Origin of the sequence: Marinobacter sp. X15-166B, assembly GCF_001752365.1 — a bacterium.
Taxonomy (GTDB): Bacteria; Pseudomonadota; Gammaproteobacteria; order Pseudomonadales; family Oleiphilaceae; genus Marinobacter.
Genome location: NZ_MEIY01000001.1, coordinates 3,085,939 through 3,105,527, shown reverse-complemented (window position 1 = coordinate 3,105,527; position 19,589 = coordinate 3,085,939). Strand labels below are relative to the sequence as shown.

General features: G+C 60.7%; 15 protein-coding genes. 2 read left to right on the top strand and 13 right to left on the bottom strand.

Annotated elements, in window-relative coordinates:
* Nucleotides 1–24: 24 nt before the first annotated feature.
* From BG841_RS14650 to gspE, 10 genes are read right to left on the bottom strand one after another with little or no spacing between them, the layout of a single operon-like run.
* On the bottom strand, nucleotides 25–663 hold the full coding sequence (locus BG841_RS14650; RefSeq protein WP_070058323.1) for a GNAT family N-acetyltransferase: 639 nt from the start codon (nucleotides 661–663) through the stop codon (nucleotides 25–27).
* Between the two features lie 36 nt (nucleotides 664–699).
* Complete coding sequence (gene gspM, locus BG841_RS14645) at nucleotides 700–1,197, bottom strand: type II secretion system protein GspM (RefSeq protein ID WP_228141675.1); 498 nt, start codon at nucleotides 1,195–1,197, stop codon at nucleotides 700–702.
* Between the two features lie 31 nt (nucleotides 1,198–1,228).
* Entirely contained in the window at nucleotides 1,229–2,536 is a 1,308-nt protein-coding gene (gspL, locus tag BG841_RS14640) for a type II secretion system protein GspL (RefSeq protein ID WP_070058321.1), read from the bottom strand.
* Nucleotides 2,537–2,555: 19 nt separating this feature from the next.
* On the bottom strand, nucleotides 2,556–3,563 hold the full coding sequence (gspK, locus tag BG841_RS14635) for a type II secretion system minor pseudopilin GspK (protein WP_158007620.1): 1,008 nt from the start codon (nucleotides 3,561–3,563) through the stop codon (nucleotides 2,556–2,558).
* A complete protein-coding gene (gene gspJ / locus BG841_RS14630; RefSeq protein WP_070058320.1) occupies nucleotides 3,560–4,300 on the bottom strand; it encodes a type II secretion system minor pseudopilin GspJ in 741 nt (246 codons plus the stop codon). Before gspJ ends, gspK begins: the two co-directional genes overlap by 4 nt.
* Nucleotides 4,297–4,692, bottom strand: coding sequence for a type II secretion system minor pseudopilin GspI (gspI, locus tag BG841_RS14625; RefSeq protein ID WP_228141674.1), 396 nt, complete (start codon nucleotides 4,690–4,692; stop codon nucleotides 4,297–4,299). The genes gspJ and gspI overlap by 4 nt, the downstream gene beginning before the upstream one ends.
* Nucleotides 4,689–5,222 (bottom strand): type II secretion system minor pseudopilin GspH, encoded by a 534-nt coding sequence (gspH, locus tag BG841_RS14620; RefSeq protein ID WP_070058319.1) that lies wholly within the window; start codon nucleotides 5,220–5,222, stop codon nucleotides 4,689–4,691. Before gspH ends, gspI begins: the two co-directional genes overlap by 4 nt.
* A gap of 5 nt (nucleotides 5,223–5,227) precedes the next feature.
* Complete coding sequence (gene gspG / locus BG841_RS14615) at nucleotides 5,228–5,680, bottom strand: type II secretion system major pseudopilin GspG (protein ID WP_070058318.1); 453 nt, start codon at nucleotides 5,678–5,680, stop codon at nucleotides 5,228–5,230.
* A gap of 35 nt (nucleotides 5,681–5,715) precedes the next feature.
* On the bottom strand, nucleotides 5,716–6,927 hold the full coding sequence (gspF, locus tag BG841_RS14610; RefSeq protein WP_070058317.1) for a type II secretion system inner membrane protein GspF: 1,212 nt from the start codon (nucleotides 6,925–6,927) through the stop codon (nucleotides 5,716–5,718).
* Nucleotides 6,928–6,932: 5 nt separating this feature from the next.
* A complete protein-coding gene (gspE, locus tag BG841_RS14605) occupies nucleotides 6,933–8,441 on the bottom strand; it encodes a type II secretion system ATPase GspE (protein WP_070058316.1) in 1,509 nt (502 codons plus the stop codon).
* 189 nt (nucleotides 8,442–8,630) lie between these two features.
* Between gspE and BG841_RS14600 the strand changes: the two genes are divergently transcribed.
* Together BG841_RS14600 and BG841_RS14595 are read left to right on the top strand one after the other, a co-directional pair.
* Complete coding sequence (locus BG841_RS14600; protein ID WP_070058315.1) at nucleotides 8,631–9,293, top strand: type II secretion system protein N; 663 nt, start codon at nucleotides 8,631–8,633, stop codon at nucleotides 9,291–9,293.
* A 10-nt stretch (nucleotides 9,294–9,303) separates the two neighbouring features.
* Nucleotides 9,304–9,966 carry a transglutaminase-like cysteine peptidase gene (locus BG841_RS14595; RefSeq protein WP_070058314.1) on the top strand — a complete coding sequence of 221 codons (663 nt, stop codon included), beginning with the start codon at nucleotides 9,304–9,306 and terminating at the stop codon, nucleotides 9,964–9,966.
* Here BG841_RS14595 and recD read toward each other — a convergent pair.
* From recD to recC, 3 genes are read right to left on the bottom strand one after another with little or no spacing between them, the layout of a single operon-like run.
* Entirely contained in the window at nucleotides 9,955–12,159 is a 2,205-nt protein-coding gene (gene recD / locus BG841_RS14590) for an exodeoxyribonuclease V subunit alpha (protein ID WP_074454374.1), read from the bottom strand. The two genes, BG841_RS14595 and recD, sit on opposite strands and share 12 nt — an antisense overlap.
* Nucleotides 12,156–15,899 carry an exodeoxyribonuclease V subunit beta gene (gene recB / locus BG841_RS14585; RefSeq protein WP_070058313.1) on the bottom strand — a complete coding sequence of 1,248 codons (3,744 nt, stop codon included), beginning with the start codon at nucleotides 15,897–15,899 and terminating at the stop codon, nucleotides 12,156–12,158. The genes recD and recB overlap by 4 nt, the downstream gene beginning before the upstream one ends.
* Nucleotides 15,900–15,901: 2 nt before the next feature.
* Nucleotides 15,902–19,501 carry an exodeoxyribonuclease V subunit gamma gene (gene recC / locus BG841_RS14580; RefSeq protein ID WP_070058312.1) on the bottom strand — a complete coding sequence of 1,200 codons (3,600 nt, stop codon included), beginning with the start codon at nucleotides 19,499–19,501 and terminating at the stop codon, nucleotides 15,902–15,904.
* Nucleotides 19,502–19,589: the final 88 nt, after the last annotated feature.

Here is a 19,589-nt window from a genome sequence, read left to right as displayed (position 1 = left end):
AAAGTCTCCTTATCAATTGCTTCATCAACTCACTTCTGAAACAGCGTCTGTCGGTGCTGTTTCGCGAAACAGTACATAATCTTCAAAATCGCCCAGCTTAACCTGTCCCAGACTACGAAAACCTTCGGATTGGTAAAATTGCAGATAGTGACTATTGCCAGTGTCCAGAACCAGACCGCTACCCTGGTGACTGGCGGCACATAACTGGCCGACTTCCGACAGCAGTTGCCGGCCAAACCCCCGGTTCTGGTATTTGGGGTGCACCCCCATCAGGGGCAAGTGGTGGGTCTGCTCGCTGGGCAATAACTTGCGAATGGCCTCATGGTATTCGATATAGCGTTGGGTCGAGGCAAAGCCGGCGGTCAGCATCATCCGCAGACGCCAACTGAACCGGTTGGGCAGATCCAGACGCAAATCAGGATTGCCTATAAACGCGACGGCCACCAGGGTTTCGCCTGACAGGATGCCGATGGCATCCTGCCCCAGCTCAAGGTACAGAGTGATCAACTCCCGAATAGTCGCGCGGACGCGCTGCTCATAGCCCGCTTGCCGGTGGTTGAACAAATACTGGAAGGTGGGTTCGTGCCGATACGCCTGATACAGGACCGACTTTGCTTCATTGAGTGCAGTTTCATCCAGACGAACGATCGATCCGTGTGCCATGTCATCACCCCTCATTGTGATACCCCGGTCATGCAATCAGATGTTCAAGGTCAGCCGCACCGAGACCATACCGGGCGTCTCCCGGCGGTCAAAAGCAGCCTGTCCCACCACTACACCATACTCCTTTCCCAGCAATTCCAGCCAGGCCGCAACCTGTTTGAAACTGACATTTTCAAGCCACACCCGCATGGCTTTGTCGCCACTGGGTTCGAACCTGCTCAGCGCAAGACCCGACTCTCTGGCGCTGCGGGTAACCGTTGACATCAACCCGCGGCTATCAGCAATATGCGATGCGGCGGTGGCCCCGGTGTGCATCTGAGCCAGCCTTTGCAGGGCGGGCTGATTGGTCTGCATCCAGCTGTGCAGTTCCGCGGCGCGGATCCGGTCTGCTTCGGCGCGGTCATTAAAGTCCGCCACCGGTCGCCAGATCAGAAAATAAACCGCGGCGCACACCAGGGCTACCATTAATATCGTCAGCGCCTGCTGGTCACGTCTGGGCAGCTGATCAAACCGGGCGGTCAGTTGCTGCAGCAATCTGGACCTCTTTAGTTTGTTAACCAAAACTTTAACCTCCGGATATGGTCAGACGGCCACGGGCACCGCTTGATTCATTCACGACTGAGCCGATATCCGCCTCCAGTCCAGTGTTCACCAGTGCGCCGCGCAACGCATTGAGCTTGTCAAAACTGTCTGCGCGTAGATCCACCACCAGCTCGCCCCTCGCCTGACTGTAGTTAAGCGAGTTGAAAGTGACGGCATTCTTACCCGGCAACCGGGTGTATTGCTGGCCAACGTATTTCAGCAGGGTCAGGAAGTCGGCCTCCTGTCCACTGGTACCCAGCTGCCGGAGCTGCCCCTCCACAACGCGCCTGACGTTGCCGCTGTGGGTGCGCCGGTCGTCCGGGAACGACTGCTGGTACAGGGCCATTGCCTGCTGCTCAAATTGTTGCGCCTGTTGCTGCTGGTAGACCCCCATACCCGCTTCAATACCCAGTTGGACCAGGAACCAGAGGCATGCGATTGCGATGGCTGGTTTCCAGGGCTGGAGGGGCGATCGGCTGCGATCGACCACGCTGTAAGGCCCTTCACACAAATTCACCGGGTCGCAGAGTCGTTGATGGTGGGCGATTGCCAACAACTCTAATGCCGTCACTTCCAGTGTTTTCTGCTGCAGTTCTAGAGTTCCAGACGCCGCCAGCGCGGTGATGGTGGCAGAGTGCCGGCTCAGGTCTTCCGACGAACCAACCAGGGTCACCCGCTCGGTGGCGATCTCTTCTGTGACCCCGGTCGCAAGGTTATCGGCAATCAACGGCAGATTGCCCACCTGTAACCGCAGCCACTCTCCGCTGCGGTTGGCAACCAGAGCGACCGGGCCATCGAGGCAAATGCTCCACTCCTGCTGTTCTATCGGCAGCAGGCTTGCATCCGGATACAGCGCTTCCAGCTGCAGCTGGGACCAGCCCGAGAACAGCTCGAACCAATGGGCCATTTTCTGGTGATCGATCGCGGCAACCCGATAACCGCTATCGCCAATGCGTTTTCCCAGCGCCAGATGGACGGTTTCGATATCCTGAGCCAATTGCTCCTCAACGGCAAACGGCAGCGCCTGACGGATATAGCGGGTTTGCCTCGCGGGCAATTGCGCCACACATAAAACCGCCTCGTCGGCAGGAATCAAACCGATCAGGCGCACGTTGGTAAGCGCATTCTGCGCCAGAGTCTGCTCGATGCTGCTTTGACCCTCCCCTTCGCCACGCGCAATCACTGCACCACTGGCATCCAGCAGCACCCAGTCAAACCGCGGCACCGGGTAGCTGGCAGCCGGATCGACCGTGGGCAAGGATTCTGGCCGAACGTAAAGGTGGTATGACATAGGGATGAATGTCCTTGGATTAGCCTTCGGGAACGGCGAACGGTTGTTTGGTAATACGGTTCTTTTGGCCAGAGTCCCGCTGAACGGTCAACACCTCGTTTTCTTCGGGGTTCCGAAACATCAGGCTCACCAGACTCGTGGTACGATCGTCATAGGTTATTTGTGAAACAACCTCGAAAAAATAAGTTTGCAGGGATAAGCCCGCGGCCGTCATCCCCAGTCCGGCAAACTCGGGCAACGCCAGAAAATCCACCAGGCTCTCAAATCGCCCCTCTTTCCTCTTAGCCAGAATAGCCGCTGCCTGCTGCGCCGTCAGCCGTTCATCCAGCGCCTGCAACACCGGCCCACTGGCCATATTAACATTGATCCCGAGCCCCGACACGGGCACAACGGTAACGTGGGGCAACAGCCGTTGGTAAGCGTCTTCCGTCATACCATCAATCAACCGTAATTCACTCACATTAACGAACGGTTGATTGGCCGCGCGGTAAGGGGGATCCTGTTGCAGATAGACGCCGTCTTCAGCACCGTAGGCGTTTATGGTCTGATCATCCGCATCTACCCAGTCGATCAGGGCTTCGACGTGCACACTGCTGATGTCCAGAAGCTCCAACAAGCGCGCGACCCGTTTGCGGGTCAGCTGTTGCGCTTCAGTTGTCGCGTTGACCAGATTATTCAGATTAATGCGCCCCCCCAGATCGTCAATCTGCACTTCAACAACTCCCCGGTCATCAACCGGCAGCACTGCAGCGTACTGGTTCCAGAATTCATCGGGGCTATCAACCAGCGTTCCGTCTTCCTTGTCCTGTTCCAGATCCTTGATCAACACCTGTTGGGCAAAGGCTTCGCTGCCGAGGGCGATACTCAGTGCTTGCTGCTGCGCAAGATAATGTCCCGTGCGAAATACCCGGACCGACTGCTGCTGGGTCATGCCACTGACCAGCATAACGACCAGCGCCATTGCCAGGAGCACCATGATCAGTGCCACCCCTTGCTGCCGGTGCACGGTACGCGCCACCCTGATCACTGTGCCGCTCCGTCAGGTTCTGAGGCAGCATCGGCTTCGTCCGGCGGCGGAGCCTGAACCGGAGCCACATTGCCAGCGCTGATAACCCGCTGAGCGGCCCGCTTGCTGAAATTCGGCAAGGTAAACAGCCGTGTCAGGACACCGAAACGCTCATGGGTGAGTGTGATTTCCACCGCCAGGGGCATGGGCAGGCTGAGCGTCGCTGAGCGGCTTCCTGGCAGACCGACGTTGTTCATGGCCTCTTCCGTTGGCCATTGCGAGACCCACCTGCGACCTTCATTCAAAAAGCGGATGTCGAAGCCCGTGACATTGCCCAGCAGCAGCTGGTCGCGGCTCGTGTCATCCTGCCCCTGATCAAGCATCAGCCAGTAGCGCCGACGCAATTCGTCGCCGGTGAACTCATAGCCCGCGCGCTGCAGTTCCGAACGTTTCTCACCCAAAGGATTGCGCCAGCCCTGACGGGTGAGCAACAACGAAAAATCCCCGTGCACACTGGTGAGCGCCGGCTCGCTGTCACCGTACATGTTGCGCACCGAACGATTCACCACCTGACCGATATCCCGCTCAATCATCAGCCAGGTTTGCTGTAACCGGTTGAACTCTCCGGCCACTTCGTCGACCCGGTCCCGGGACAGGACGACGCTGGACATCACCTGCCACACTCCCAGGCCGATAACGGCGGTGATGGTCACAGCGATCAGTACTTCCATCAAGGTGAATCCGGACTGCCGGGTCATGGCGGCGCTCCGATGAATCCCGACAAGGTATGCACCGGTCTTGGTTCACCCGCCAGATCCGCGTAGCGGGACACGGTGATGTCGATGCGTCGAATGCTCGGTTCGGGCGTGCCCTTCACTGCGGTGGCAATCAGCCAGCGGTCGGTGCCGTAATCCAGATCCCGGGAAGTTTCGGACAGGGTGGGAAATGTCTCGGCAAGGCGCAGCTCGTTCATCCGGTTTTCTGCAATCCAGGCGGCCAGGGTTTTGTCACGGACGGTCTGGTAACTGTTGATGTATTGGCTACCCACTTGCGATGCGGCCGAAGCGATAAGGCTGAACACCAGCAAGGCCACCAGCACTTCAATCAGCGTGAATCCCTTGCCTGGAGCCAGTACGTACTTGCAATTCACCGGTCGGCCTCGTCATCACCCGGTTTGAGCCATTCCAGTCCGCCGATCCCGTCAGCGACAATGCGATGTACCCGGCTGGTGTCCCGACCCACCGTGGCCTGCAACTCAAAGGGGGTGGTTTCACCACTGGAAAAAAACACCACATCGGGGCGCAGGGTGGATTCGCGGGTGGTCAGCCTTGGCAGGCCGCTTTCCACCTGCGGGGTCAATACCAGCCACTCAGGCAGGCTGCGGGGCCGGAACAACCGCTCCTGCGCTTTTTCCCAGCGCGTGGCCTGGTCATCGAACCGCACAAAACGATAACTGTTGCCTTCGAGCAGCCAACCCAGCTCCTCGTTATTCAGAATGGCCTGTTCCGCCGCAGTCTGCATAAGCAGGTAAATCTCCCGGACCTCGTTCTCCCATTCCCGGTTCTGGGCACTGCCCCCCAGATTAGCGACCGCCAAGGCCGCCAGTAAGCCGACCACCACCAGCACGACCAAAATTTCGATCAGGGTAAAGCCCCCATGGGTCCGTGGAGACGCGCTCATCGGGGTCAGTTTTGAATCTGCCAGATACTGATATCCGCCGCATCACCCTCGCCACCTTCACGGCCATCGGAGCCGTAAGAGTACAAGTCATAAGGGCCTTCCACCCCGGGGCTGATGTACTGGTAGGGGTTCCCCCAGGCATCCTCGGGGACGCTTTTGAGGTAGCCATCCGGATTCCAGTTTTTGGGTTCCGGGTTGCCACTGGGACGTCTGACCAGGGCTTCCAGGCCCTGCTGGGTTGACGGGTAGTGACTGTTATCCAGCCGGTACAGATCCAGGGCGTTGGCGATGTTGCGCATCTGGGTTTTGCTTACGGTTACTTTGGCCTGGTCGCTGCGCCCCATAATATTCGGTGCAACGATTGCTACCAGTAAGCCGAGAATAACCATCACCACCATGATCTCAATCAGGGTAAAACCGCGGTGGGCGTACTTATAGCTATGCTTGATATTAGTCATCGTAGGTGTCTCGTTTATTGCATAAAATCATTCGGTTAACCGACAAGGTTACTCATATTCAATATGGGCAGCATGATCGCCAGCACAATAATGAGCACCACCACCCCCATAACCAGCAACATCATCGGTTCGAACAGACCCACAAGCGCCGCTATTTTGGCTTGCAGGGTGTTTTCCTGCATGCGTGCGGTGCGCTCCAGCATACTGTCCAGCTCACCGCTGGCCTCGCCACTGGCGATCATGTGCAGCATCATTGGCGGGAAGTAGCCGGTCTGATCAAGCGAACGGTGTAAGGAGCCCCCTTCGCTCACCTTCTGGGCCGCGCCCCGCAGCTCCTGCCGAAGGAAATCGTTGGACAGCACCTCACCGGCTATTTTCATCGCCTCTACCAGAGGCACACCGCTGGTGGTCAGGATACTCAAGGTACTGGCATAGCGGGCGGTATTGACCCCGCGCACCATACCCGAGAACGGTGGCATGTTCAGCAACTTCCGGTGGAACCACAGTCGGTTGGCGGGCCGGCGCAAGGCGTACTGGCAAGCGACCAGCAGCAGCAGCAACACTGCCAGCAGGTACACCCCGTAATTGCTCAGGAAGTCGGAGACTGCCAGCATGGCCGCCGTCAGGGCGGGCAATTCCTGCCCCTGTTTGACAAACACGGCGATAATGTCCGGCACCACGTAGGTCAGCAAGAAAATCACGATGGCAATGGCTACCACACTGAGAATAATGGGGTATATGGCCGCCAGCTGTATTTTCTGACGCGCTTCCTGGCGGTTTTCGGTGTAATCCGCCAGCCGGTTGAGTACCAGATCCAGGTGTCCGGCGTGTTCTCCTGCCGCCACCGTTGAGCGGTACAGGCGAGGAAAGGCCCGGGGAAAGTCTCCCAGACTGTCCGCCAGAGTGTAACCCTCCAACACTTTGGAGCGCACCGCAATCATCATGCTTTTGATGCGCGGTTTGTCCGTTTGTTGGGCGGCCGCCGACAAGGCTTGTTCTATGGGGATACCGGCCTGGATCAGGGTGGCCAACTGGCGGGTGATCAACGCCAGATCCGCCGCACCCAGACTGCCACGGCTGCTCAACAGGCGGGTGCGGGAGGTACGTTCCCGCGCCTGCTCGACCGACAGGGGCGCCAGGCCCTGATCGCGCAACGCCTGACGCACCGCCCGCGCGCTGTCGGCTTCAATGACCCCCCGTTTTTGCCGACCCTTAAGATCCAGTGCTTTGTAATCGAATGCTGGCATTGATGTTATCGGCTCCGGTAAGTCACACGCAGTACTTCTTCTATCGAGGTGACGCCACTGAGAATTTTAGCTACACCGTCTGTGTGGATACTGGGGCTGAATTTGCGGGCTTCATGCTCCAACTCCAGCTCACCCGCGCGCCGGTGAATCTGCCCGCGTATTTCTTCCGACACCTCCACCATTTCATAAATACCGATGCGTCCACGATAACCCAGCTGATTGCACCCGGTGCAGCCGACCGCGCGGTATATGGTGGGCGGGTTGTCCGGATCCTGCTGCATGAAGTCGCATTGTTCGGCGGTGGGCGTGTACGCCTCCTTGCATTCCGTGCACAACACCCGCACCAGACGCTGGGCAATGATGCCCACCAGACTGGACGAAATCAGAAAAGGCTCAATGCCCATGTCCATTAACCGGGTAATCGCACCCACGGCGGTGTTGGTGTGCAATGTCGACAGCACCATGTGACCGGTCAGACTGGCCTGCACCGAAATTTCGGCGGTCTCCAGATCCCGGATTTCACCAATCATCACCACATCCGGGTCCTGACGCAGGATGGCCCGCAGCCCCCGGGCAAAGGTCATATCCACTTTAGTGTTCACCTGAGTCTGACCAATACCCGGCAGGTTGTACTCAATGGGGTCTTCCACGGTGAGAATGTTACGGCTGCGGTCGTTGATCTCCTGCAGCGCCGCATACAGGGTGGTGGACTTACCGGAACCGGTAGGCCCGGTCACCAGCAGAATGCCATAGGGACGGTGAATGAGTTTACGCAGAATGGCGAGATCCGCAGCAGACATGCCCAGCGACTCCAGCCGAATCGCTCCCGCCTGTTTGTCGAGCAGGCGCAATACCACCCGTTCCCCGTTGGCCGAAGGCATGGTGGATACCCGCAGATCCACTTCACGCCCGGCCACCCGCAGGGCAATCCGGCCATCCTGTGGGACCCGTTTCTCGGCAATATCCAGCCTTGCCATCACCTTGATGCGGGACACCAATAAAGGCGCCAGCGCCCGCTTGGGCTGAACCACTTCGCGCAACACCCCATCCACCCGGAAACGCACCACCAGACGTTTCTCATAGGTTTCAATGTGCACGTCGGAGGCCCCGGTTTTGACCGCTTCCGTGAGTATGGCGTTGATCAGACGGATGATCGGGGCATCGTCTTCCTGCTCCAGCAGGTCCTCGGTTTCCGGCACCGAGTCAGCCAGAGACGCCAGATCCATATCGTCACCGATGCCTTCCACCATTTGCATGGCTTCGGCCGAATCATTCTGATACGCCGTGTTCAGCGCGGCGTCGAATTCTTCGGGGTCGATGGTGGTAAATCTGGCCCGCCCGCCACTGATCCGGTTGGCCTCGGCCAATGCGGCGTGACCGGCCCCCGGGCGCACCAGCACCACCGGCTGGTTGTGGTCATCCCGGGTGAGTATCACCCCATTGCGCTTGGCAAACGCGAACGGCAATCGCTCTACAGACGCAGTTCGCTCATGAATGTCGGTATCTGGATTCAAGCTGGACTCTCGCTCAATCAATTACTTTTGTTATCGACTGCACCCTGTGTTTCAGGTCATGCGATCCGCGCTCATAACTTACCACAGGATACAGAACCACCGGATAATTCTATACACTATACTGCGAGCCGGGGAATCCCCCTAAATGTTTGACCAGATGCTGCTTTTGCACGAAATTCAAGGATCATAATGCCGGTTATCGACGCCAGAATCCCCGCCCTGATGGCGGCCCTGCTAGCAGTTGCCATGGTCGCGACCCTGGGCTGGCAGGGCTATCTGTGGTGGCAGGGCGCTCTCCTGACGCCCCCCGGGGTTAACGGACACACCGCCAGGGTCGTTCCGCCGGTAAGCCCCCCTCCCGCCATCCGGTGGGCGGAAGTGCCCCTGTTCGGCACCGCCACCAGCGCCCCCCCGGAAACCGCCGTCAACACCGAAAACCTGCCGCCAACCAACCTGCGGCTGTCGTTGCGCGGGGTGCTGGCCACCGAAGGGGACTTTCCAGGCAGTGCGCTGATCGAAGACGACCGGGGCAATACGGAAGTCTATCTGGTCGGCCACGAACTCCCGGGTAACGCCATCTTGCGTGCCGTGCATGCCAGTCGGGTGGTCATTGACCGATCCGGCAAACTGGAAAACCTGTATTTCCCCGACGATGACAATCGCCGTGGGCTGACCCTGTCGGTAACCCAGCAACAACGAGAGGCCGGTTTACCCGTCCGGCAACCGGCGCCAGCTGCAAGCCCGGCCGCCGTGCAGCGCCCCGCCGCCCCTGTGGGCAGCGACCAACGCCGGGAAGAAATCCGGCAACGACTCGATGAACTGCGCCAACGTTTGCGAAACAACAGCAACTGAGGCTTGCACCATGACACAGCCGCGGGTTCGTCGCTTGCCAGTTCGTACCATCCCGCTCTGTTTGCTGTTGGTTACCTCCCTGCTGTCGGCCTTTGAACTGAACAACACCCTGCTTGCCCAGATAGAGTCCGAGTATGGCAGCGAGGCCCGGGAACGGCTGATCGCCTGGCAATCCCTGTACACCGCCGCCGTAAACGCGCCCGTGGAAGGCCAGCTGAAACTGGTGAATTCCTTTTTTAACCGTGTCCACTTCATCAGTGACCTGAAACACTGGGGGCAGGAAGACTACTGGGCCACACCGGTGGAGATGCTGGCCACCAACGGCGCCGATTGTGAAGACTTTTCCATTGCCAAATACCTCACCCTCAAGTCCATGGGCGTGCCGGACGACCAGATGCGCATCACCTACGTCAAGGCGCTCGAATACAATCAGGCCCATATGGTGCTGGCCTGGTACCCCACCCCCGATGCGGACCCGCTGATCCTCGATAATCTGATCAATGAGATCAAACCGGCCTCCCAGCGCCCGGATCTCGAGCCAGTGTACAGTTTTAACGGCGAAGGTCTCTGGCTCAGCCAGGCGAACAAGAACCATCAGCGTCTCGGCGGGGCCGACCGGCTCAGCCGGTGGACTGATCTGTATAACCGGCTGCGGGTGGATTCACTGCGCTGATGCCCCACCGAACATCAACTCACCCAGCCCCGACGTGCGGTTCACCGTTCTGGCCAGTGCCTGATCCAGCACCCGGTTGTCCGCCACCAGCAGGCTGAACCAGTATCTGGCGCGGGTGATCCCGGTGTAGACCAGTTCCCGGGTCAGCACCGGGTTGATGCGTTCTGGCAACACCATGCAGGTATGGATGAATTCAGACCCCTGGGATTTATGCACCGTCATGGCGTAGACCGTTTCCACACTGTGCAGCCGGCTGGGCAACACCCAGCGCACCCCTCCGGAACCGTCACCCGCAGGAAACGCCACCCGGATAACCTCGCTGTCATCACGCACCACCGGATGCCCGTCGACCCATTGCCAGGCCGGAATTTTCAGTGCGATGCCAATATCGCCGTTCATCAGCCCCAGACTGTAGTCGTTTCGAGTGACCAATACCGGACGGCCGGGAAACCAGCCGGTGGTCTGGGGGATCAGCCGGGCCCGGTACAAAGCCTCGATGACGGTCTGGTTCAGCCCTTCCACCCCGTAAGGGCCGCGCCGTAATGCGGTCAGCAGCTGAAAATGATTGTACGCCTTCAACACCGCCGCGCCCCACGCATCCCAATCGCGTTTGGGTGCACTGAGCAGCGGACGGGTGTTCTTCATCGTCGTCAGGTAATGGCGGTACCCGCAGGGCGCGTCAATGGCACCCTGGGCACTGACGCGGTTTTCACCGCCGTTGGGAAACCGGCCCGCGCCGCCAGACAGGCAATGCTGGCTGATCACGGCCGTGGCAGCAGCATACGGCAGGGCAACATACGCCAGATCAGCGTATCCGGCCGACAAAACATCCCGAACCTGCTGCGCCACGGTGGCCGCGGACGCCTGATTGACCGTCTGCGACAACTTGCCGATACCGCTGTCTGCGCCGAAGCGGTGACTGGTGCGCAGCATGGTAACGGCCTGATCCAGCGCCATACCGCGAGCATCGACAAACTTCTCCGGCAGCCGGCAGCCGGTGATCTCCTCCAACCAGTCTGCGGTGCCCCGGGTGTAGTGCCCCTGCGCCGCACGCTGGCACAATTCTCCCAACACAGCGCCGGCGTCGACGGACGCAAGCTGGTCTTTATCACCCAGCAAAATCAGCCGGGATTGTGCCGGCAGGGCATCCAGCATGCGCGCCATCATCTCCAGGTCCACCATGGAAGCCTCGTCCACCACCAACACGTCCACCACCAGCGGGTTGTCCCGGTGGTGCCGGAATTGCCGTGAGCCCGGGATACTGCCCAGCAATCGGTGCAAGGTGGTTACTTCCGTCGGAATGGCCGTCCGCAGTCGGGCGGCATCCGCCAGCCCCTCCAGATTCAGACCGGCGACCGCGCCGGTGATGGATTCGTTCAACCGGGCGGCGGCTTTGCCGGTAGGCGCCGCCAGCCGGATGCGCAACGGCCGCCCCTGGTGAGTGTCCAGGGTAACACTTTGCAGCGCCGCCAGCAGTTTGATCACCGTGGTGGTTTTGCCGGTCCCCGGCCCTCCGGTGATGATGCTGAACTGATGCCGGGCCGCACTGGCACAGGCGATCCGCTGCCAGTCGGGGCCGGCGTCTGCCGGTAAAGACGGAAACAACCGGGCCAGCACCTGCTGCAGCTGCCTGGACCGGGCACTGTCGGCGGCGACCATGGCGGGCAATGCGTTCAGCCTCGCGGTCATCCGCGCAAAGACCTGCTGTTCGTAATTCCAGTAGCGACGCAGATACAGACGCAACCCCTTGCGCACCAGCGGGGTATTGGCAGAGTCCGGGGTGGGAAGTGTCCCATCGGCCACCAGCAGATCATGGGTCAGGGCATGCTCCCAATCCGCCCCGGTCACTTCCGCCAGCACATCCGAGGGCAGCAGGCGCCGGTCTGGCGCGCTTTCATCTTCCGGCGGCAGCGACAGACTGTCGTTAAACCCCGACGCTTCCATCAGCATCAGATCGAGGCAGACATGACCGCGGCCGAGCTGATGGGACGCCAGCGCAATGGCCAGCAACAACAACGGAGGTGCCGGTGCGTCTGCCTCCCGTGACTGCTGGTCCAGAAATCGCACCAGTGCCGCGTCCAGTGAACGCAACCACCCCATGGCCACCCATTCATCCAGCAACGCCAGGAGTGAGGCGGTGCTGCGCAGGGCAGATTGCTCCCGCCGGATGCTCGCCGGTTCGGTTGGGCTCATAATAACGACTCCTGCGCCATCTCACCCTTTGCGGTGTAGCGTCCTGTTTTGAACAGTTTATCCATGGTTTCGATCAGCGCCCGCCCGGGACGGTCCACGTGTGCACCGGCGGTTTCGGCGCTGCTGCCGCGCAGGAACAGGCACAGTGCACCGCCAATGTGACGGTCGTAATCATAATCCGGTAACCGGGATTGCAGCAGCCGGTGCAGGGCCAGTAAATAGAGTGCGTACTGCAGATCATAACGTTTATCGGCCACCGCAGCCGCCATCGCGTTGCGGGTGTAGGCACTGTCGTCCGGCCCCAGGTAATTGGACTTGTAATCGGCCACGTAATAGCGCCCGCCGTATTCAAACACCAAATCGATAAACCCCTTGAGCATGCCATTGAGCTGTAAAGCATCCGCAATCGGACGCCGGGCGCGAACGCTGTCATCAAAGGCCGTCAGGGTATACCGGCGCACTACGGTATCCAGCGCGGTCACATCCACCGTTGCGCTGGACAGCCAGAATTCCAGTTCCGGAATGGCCTGTGGCAGCTCCGCCAGACTCGCTTTGGCCAGGGGCTCGGCCGTTGGCCCCGGCAAGGCAAACTGGGTGTGCAGGTAGCCGTGGGTCCAGTGTGTCAGTGGCTCCGCCCAGGGTGCCCAGCCCCGTCCCTCACAACGCAGGCGCAGGGTGTCCTGCAACGCCTCCCCATGGTCGGCCACGGCCGGGAAGCCGAGGTTGGCGCACCACTCCAGAATGTTGTGCAGGAAGGTACCGGGACCTGCGCCGCGGTAAAAGCCGTGCAGATCTGCGGTGCCTTCGGCGGGGTGCACAATGGGTTGGGGCCAGTTCGGTCGCGCCGGTTCGTTCTCCTCGCGCAGCCGGGCCGCTTCGGGTGTTTCCGGCTCCGGGATCTCCGGCCGGGTTGGAAGCGTTTGTTGGCCGCGGTCATCCGTTCGGTATGGGATGGCGGAATAACTGGAGATCCACCAGTTATCCCGGGCCGGACGTTGCGGCACCCGGGCATAGCCCACGGGTGGTGCCGGTGGCGGGATGTAGACGGCATCGCCGATAGCCGGGAAAGGCTGGACTGCCAGCGCGGCCTTCCCCTCCCCCAGTGCGGCAATACCCTGTGCAAGTGTGGTGTGTTCATCCGCGCCCACCAGATAGGCCAGTGCGCTGCGCAATTCCTGGCCGTTGAACAGGGGGGCACCCACCCAGGTGGCGTATCGGGACCGGGTGAGCGCTACGTACAATTTTCGTATATCCTCGCCAAGCCGTTCCTGATCCGTGGCCACCAGCGCGTCGTCAGTGGGGTCAAAGGACAGCTGCGGCACCCCCTCGCTGTCGTGCCATTCGAACGGGGCGTCTCTCCGTGTCACCGGCCGGCAGTTGGTGGCAAAGGGCAAAAACACCAACGGGTACTCCAACCCTTTGGATTTGTGCACGGTGACTACCTTAACCAGATCCGAATCACTCTCCAGGCGCATTTGTTGGGCGTCGGCGCCGGCCCGGGCCTCCAGCAGCATGTCTTCGAACCGGCGGATCAGTGCCAGCTCCCCATCGGTATGCTGGCTCTCCTGCTGCAACAATTCCGCCAGGTGCAGAACGTCCGTCAGGCGCCGTTCACCGTCGTTATCCCGCAGCAGCCGCGCCGGGACCTCAAAGCGGTTGAGTAACCGCCGGATCATGGTCAACACCCCCTGACGCTGCCAGACCCGCTGCAATGCGCGGAAAAACTCGATTTCCTCTTCCCACGCCAGCTCATTGCGGTTGAGATGATCCAGTCGTTGCCAGCTCAGCCCCAGGGTGGCGGTGGCCAGAGCGGCCCGGACCGGACGGTCCCGCTCCGGTTCGGCGCAGGCTTCCAGCCAGTACAGCAGGTCCCGTGCCTGAGGGGTTTTCAGCACCGACGAGCGCTCCGACAAATACACACTGCGCACCCCACGCAGGTCCAGCTCGGCACGAACGTGGCGGGCCTCGGTGCCGTTGTTGACCAGAATGGCAATATCCGCTGACCGCAACGGGGTCAGCGTGCCGGTGGCTGCGCGAAACCCCGCCTGCCCCGCCTGCCCGAGAGTCAGTAAACGCACAATTTCACTGGCACAGGCGGCAGCGGTATCCGCCAGGACCCGCTCTTTGGTGGCCACGGTGGCGTCCGTCCAGAAGGTGATCCCCGCAACCTCGCGGCCCTCGATCTCCAGAGTCTCCTCGCGACCATTGGCTTCCACCGGACTGAAGGGCACCGGATTATGCCCCGCCCCGTCCGGCTCGCGGAACAAAAACGCACCCCGGTGGGCGAATTTTTCGGCGTAGCCAAAGACCTGATTGCTGGCGTCGACCATGGCACTGGCGGAGCGGTAGTTTTTCGGCAAAGTGGCGTGACGCCCAACGGTCGCTTCCCGGGCCTGCAGATAGGTAAAAATGTCCGCCCCCCGGAACCGGTAAATGGCCTGCTTGGGGTCGCCGATCATCAACAAAGCGCTTGCGCAGTCGTTAGTCTTGAGCTCGTATATCCGGTCGAATATCCGGTACTGCACCGGATCGGTATCCTGGAATTCGTCAATCATCGCCACCGGGAACTGACTGCGCAGCCGGGCTGCCAGGCGGGCCCCATTGGGGCCATGCAGCGCCCGGTCCATGCGGGTCAGCAGGTCATCGAACCCCATCTGTGCCCGGCGCAGCTTTTCCTGCTCCAGCCGTTGGGCAATCCACCCACAGGCATGGAGTTTGAGCTGTTCAGCGGGCACGGGGGTCGCGCACACCGCCTGCAGCTGTTCCACCGCAGCAATCAACGGATGGTCACCCGGCGCTGGCCCGGATTTCCAGGCGTCCTCCATGCCCGCACGACTCAGCCGGTTCCAGGCGGCGTCACTCAGATCCGGCGGGGTCAGTTCATGGTCCTCTGCCCACTCGGTCAGTCGGGCAAGCCAGTTTTCCACGTGGTTGCTGCGCAGTTTGCTGCCGTTGAAGGCCTTGCGGTTGCGCGCCTCAGCCAGAATGGCGGTGAAGTCTGTAACGTTGGCGGGCAGCTCGGCCCGCGCCGTCGCGAACACCCGGCGGCGCGCCGCCACGAGAGTTCCCAGCAGTTCCTTCGGTGTGTGGGTGGCAGCGGGCAACAGGCCCAGGTATTTCTTCAACCCTGAGGCGGCCGTCTGCAGCGCCTCCGGCGTGGGTATCGCCTGCAACCAAAGCCCCGCTGCGTCTTCATCCAGGGGGCTGACAAAGGTACGCCAGTAATCCCGGGTAACCTCCGCGACCAGCTCACTTTCGTCGGTTTCCAGGGTCTGGCTGAACAGCCCGCCGCTGTCGAAGGCGTGCTCTTTCAGCATCCGGTTGCACCAGCCGTGGATCGTGTGCACCGCGGCTTCGTCCATGGACTCCGCCGCCAGTTCCAGCAGGCGCGCCTGCGCCGGCCAGGAGTCCGGGTCGTAACTGTCACGCAGCGCATACAGGGGATCGCCGTTAACCTGCCCTGCCGGGTCCGGGTGCGCCGGTTGGCGGAAAACACCGGCTGCTTCCGCCAGCCGTTGGCGGATCCGGTCACGGAGTTCCTCGGTGGCCGCTTCGGTAAAGGTGACCACCAGAATGTCACTGGGGGCCAGACTGCGGCCCACCCGGGCAATCTCACCATGGGCCAGCACCGCGCGGACATACAGCAGGGCGATCGTAAATGTTTTTCCCGTGCCAGCACTGGCTTCAATCAGCCGGCTGCCGGTTATCGGGAAACGCAGCACATCCAGATTATCGGCCATGGTTACCGTTTACCTCCCTTGCCTGCAGCCGTGTTGCTCTTGACCCAGTCCCACAAAGGCCGGTAAAGGACATCCACCCAGTGCTCAAACCCGCCACCGGCGATCAGCTCCTCAAAGGTGGGGTAAGCACGGCCCAGAGCCGGCGACCGACTGACTTCCCCACGGGTCTGGTAACCGTCCTCATAGGCCGCCCGCGCGTCGGCCCGCGCCTTGTCATCGCCTTTGTGCTGGCCACTGAGCCACGCAAACGCGGTGTTGGGGGCCACTGGCAAAGGCTGCGCCATCCCGGTAATCAACGCCATCAGCAAGCCACTCAGGTACTCTCGTGCCTGGGCCGAGGGCAGCGGCGCCAGCGTCAGGTCACCGGCCTTGCTGAGCAAAAACGTGTTACAGGGCTGGGGTAAAATCTGACAAGCCACCAGATGTCGTACCCAGGGTTCCAGAAAGTGCGACCAGCGGTACTGGTTCTTATCGGTGGTCAGGCCGCTGGTTTTCAGCTCAATGATCGCCAGATCCCCGCTTGGGCTCCGCCTGATTCCCCCCACCCAGTCTTCCAGCTGAATCCGCTGGCCGCCGTAGTCGAACGCATCGGCGTACAATTCCAGCTCCACCTCCTGTGGGTACTGGGCCAGCCGCTCATGGTAGCGCTCATAAAGCGCCGGCAAGTCCTTTTGCAACCGTTTTTTCTGCAATTGGCCGATGCCGCCGAAAGGCAATTCACCCCGCGCCTGCTGGCGATCGACCCAATAGTCCAGTTGCACCGACAAGTGGGTAGCCAGATCTCCGGCGGCGGGTTTATGAATCACCTGCCGAATCAGTTCGTCGGTCAGTGTCCAGTGCTCCAGACCACCCAGGACAAACGGTTCGTCATCGTCCGCCCGTGCTTCCAGAGGGGTCATATGCACCCCCAGCCGTTCCCGGAAAAAGGCATCGACGGGGTTTCTCAGAAAACGAATCACGGTCGCGAGTGCCATCGGGGTGTCCGCAAACCCGTCAGGCAATCCGGCCAGAGGTGGTGGCGGGCTGTCGATGGTTGCGGCCTCCTCGGCACGCACGTGCACCTGGCGCCACTCACTGGCGTAGCTGAACAGCTCCCCCTCACCCGCGCCCTTTGCGTCGGCGGTAAAATAGCGGGGACTGAAGGGTTGCAATGGATGTTCGGTGGTTAAGCGTGCTGCCAGCGCTGGCGTGTCGCGCTGTGCCTCCACCGGGTGGATGGCGGTCAGATGGTCCCGCAACTGGGCCACCAGAACGGACGGCGGCCTCTCAGAATTGTCATTAACACTCCGCCCTATCCAGCTGATATAAAACTGTTTTCTTGCAGATAGAAACGCTTCCAAAAACAAATATCGGTCGTCCTCCCGACGGGAACGGTCGCCGGGACGGTAGTCTGCGGCCATCAGGTCAAAGTCCATGGCCGGCTGGGTACGGGGGTAGTCGCCGTCGTTCATCCCCAGCAGGCAGATCCGCTGAAAAGGTATCGCCCGCATCGGCATCAGGGTGGCAAAATTAACCTTGCCGGCGAGAAACCGCTGACTCAACCCACCCTGTTCGAGCCCTCCCAGCCAGACCTCGCGGACCACCACCAACGGCAGCGGTGTGTTGTCCAGACCGGCACTTTCGCAGGCCGTCAACCAGGTTTCCACGACACCGTCGAGCCGGCTGAGCACCAGACTGTCTTCTTCGTCCAGATCAGCCAGAAACTCCCCGCGCAGATCCCGCAACAGCCGCGCCCACTGGGTCGGGGTCTGGGGTTGGCTCAATGTCTGCCACCACTGCTGTAAACGGCGCACCAGCTCATGCAGCTCACCGGCCAGCCGGCTTTCCAGACCGCCCACTTCGGGGTAAGGCTCGATGCCCCGCCAGGCTGCGGACTCCCCCGCCGCATAACCCAACAGCATGCGTTGCAGACCAAAATGCCAGGTGTTTTGCTCCATACCATCGGGCAATGCCAGGGCGTGGCGCTGACGACCATCCAGCCCCCAGCGGATGTTGGCCCCGCGGATCCACTCGTGGAGTTGTGGCAAATCCCCGGACGCCAGGTTGAACCTTTGTCTTACCGCAGAAATGTCCAGCAAATCCAGCACGTTGCTCACCGAAAGACGGGATTCCGGCAGGCTCAGCAGTATTTCCAGGGCGATCAGCACGGGGATTTGGTGGCGTTGCCCCTGATCCGAGACGGTGAATGGGATGTACCGGGGATCGGCGCCGTCCACCTGCCCGAACACCGACTGGATATGAGGGGCGTAGGCGTTAATGTCCGGCACCATCACAATGATGTCTTGGGGTTTCAATTCAGGGTCCGCACTGAAAGCGGCAAGCAACTGATCGTGCAGTATCTCGACTTCACGCTGGGGGCTGTGAGCGATGTGAAACACAATGGAGCGGTCGCCGGCGGCGACGGCACAATGGGTTTGTACGGATTCCGCCACCGGACGCAGGTTCAGGATGTCGTCCTGCACCTGCTGCAGCAACGTCGCTGACTGCGGGTCCCTGACCGGGCTGGAGAAGACATCGATACTGCTGAACCAGTGGCGGTAGTCCGCCTGGTTGTCGTACTCATCCAGCAGTCGGATGTAATCCCGCCCCTGTTTGCCCCAGGCCGCCAGCAGCGGGTGGGCGTGCAAATGCAGGTTGTGCTCGTCGAGTACCGCAGGCATGCCCGCCCGTTGTTTGCCGCGTTTATTGGCGGCCTGCAGCAGGTGGCGGTCTTCGACAATATCGGCCCAATAAAACTGGCACGGGTTGTGGACGCACAGCAGCACTTGACTGCACTGCCCCAGATACCGCAGTACCTCCAGGGTTTGTTGGGGTAAAGAAGACACCCCGAAAACAATAATCCGCTCGGGTATGCCCGCAGGCCGGTTGTCGGGGCGCAACGAGCCGGCCTGCCGGACGAAGGCGTTATGGATATCCGCACGGCTGGCATTGTCCAGCCCCGGGTTCCCACCGGCGGGGGGGGCCGCTTCAATATCCTTGATCAACTGGCGCCACAGCGCCGGTTGCCACAGCTGATCTTCCGGGACAGGCTTGTGGTCGCTGCCCGCGACCGGGATCAGATCATGACCGTCACGCCACTGTTCCAGCCAATCGGCACGGTAGACCTGATATTGGTCAAACAGATCCGCAACACGCTCGGCCAGCTGATACAGTCTGCGGTCTCCTTCGGCGCCCTCCAGAAAACGCGCCAGGGGCGCAAAGCCGGGTCGGTCAATGACTTCTGGCAGCAGTCGAAACAGACGCCAGGTGAGGTTGTCTTTGTCATAGGGTGAGGACACGGCCACCGTGGCGCTGCCCAGGACCGCCCGGTACACCTGCCACAGAAAACGCGACGGTAACGAGAAGGTCATGGCAGCAGCAATGCCCAGGCCGGCCAGTTGCGGGTCGTCGTCATCCCGCGCGAGGGCCAGCTTCAACCATTGCGCGATGCCATTGGAGTGCACCAGAAACACTTCCTGGGCCAGTGGCGCCAGCGGGTACTGGCGGATCACCTCGACAACCAACTCGCGCAGATCTTCCAGCCGGTTGGCGTGTATTACCTGAAAGCCTGCTGGTACAGTGCCCTGCGGCACACGCTGTCGGGTGGTCGGGGTTTGAGCCATGATTGTCCTGTGTGGTACCGGTTCGGATGATGTAATGCATGAGAATACCGTTACAATCAACACTATCCAATCTTTACGCAAAATCAGC

Excerpts from the sequence above, each read along its gene's own strand:
- BG841_RS14650 (WP_070058323.1), bottom strand. The coding sequence starts at position 663 with ATGGCACACGGATCGATCGTTCGTCTGGATGAAACTGCACTCAATGAA.
- gspL (WP_070058321.1), bottom strand. The coding sequence starts at position 2,536 with ATGTCATACCACCTTTACGTTCGGCCAGAATCCTTGCCCACGGTCGAT.
- gspJ (WP_070058320.1), bottom strand. The coding sequence starts at position 4,300 with ATGACCCGGCAGTCCGGATTCACCTTGATGGAAGTACTGATCGCTGTG.
- gspH (WP_070058319.1), bottom strand. The coding sequence starts at position 5,222 with ATGAGCGCGTCTCCACGGACCCATGGGGGCTTTACCCTGATCGAAATT.
- gspG (WP_070058318.1), bottom strand. The coding sequence starts at position 5,680 with ATGACTAATATCAAGCATAGCTATAAGTACGCCCACCGCGGTTTTACC.
- gspF (WP_070058317.1), bottom strand. The coding sequence starts at position 6,927 with ATGCCAGCATTCGATTACAAAGCACTGGATCTTAAGGGTCGGCAAAAA.
- BG841_RS14600 (WP_070058315.1), top strand. The coding sequence starts at position 8,631 with ATGCCGGTTATCGACGCCAGAATCCCCGCCCTGATGGCGGCCCTGCTA.
- BG841_RS14595 (WP_070058314.1), top strand. The coding sequence starts at position 9,304 with ATGACACAGCCGCGGGTTCGTCGCTTGCCAGTTCGTACCATCCCGCTC.
- recD (WP_074454374.1), bottom strand. The coding sequence starts at position 12,159 with ATGAGCCCAACCGAACCGGCGAGCATCCGGCGGGAGCAATCTGCCCTG.
- recB (WP_070058313.1), bottom strand. The coding sequence starts at position 15,899 with ATGGCCGATAATCTGGATGTGCTGCGTTTCCCGATAACCGGCAGCCGG.
- recC (WP_070058312.1), bottom strand. The coding sequence starts at position 19,501 with ATGGCTCAAACCCCGACCACCCGACAGCGTGTGCCGCAGGGCACTGTA.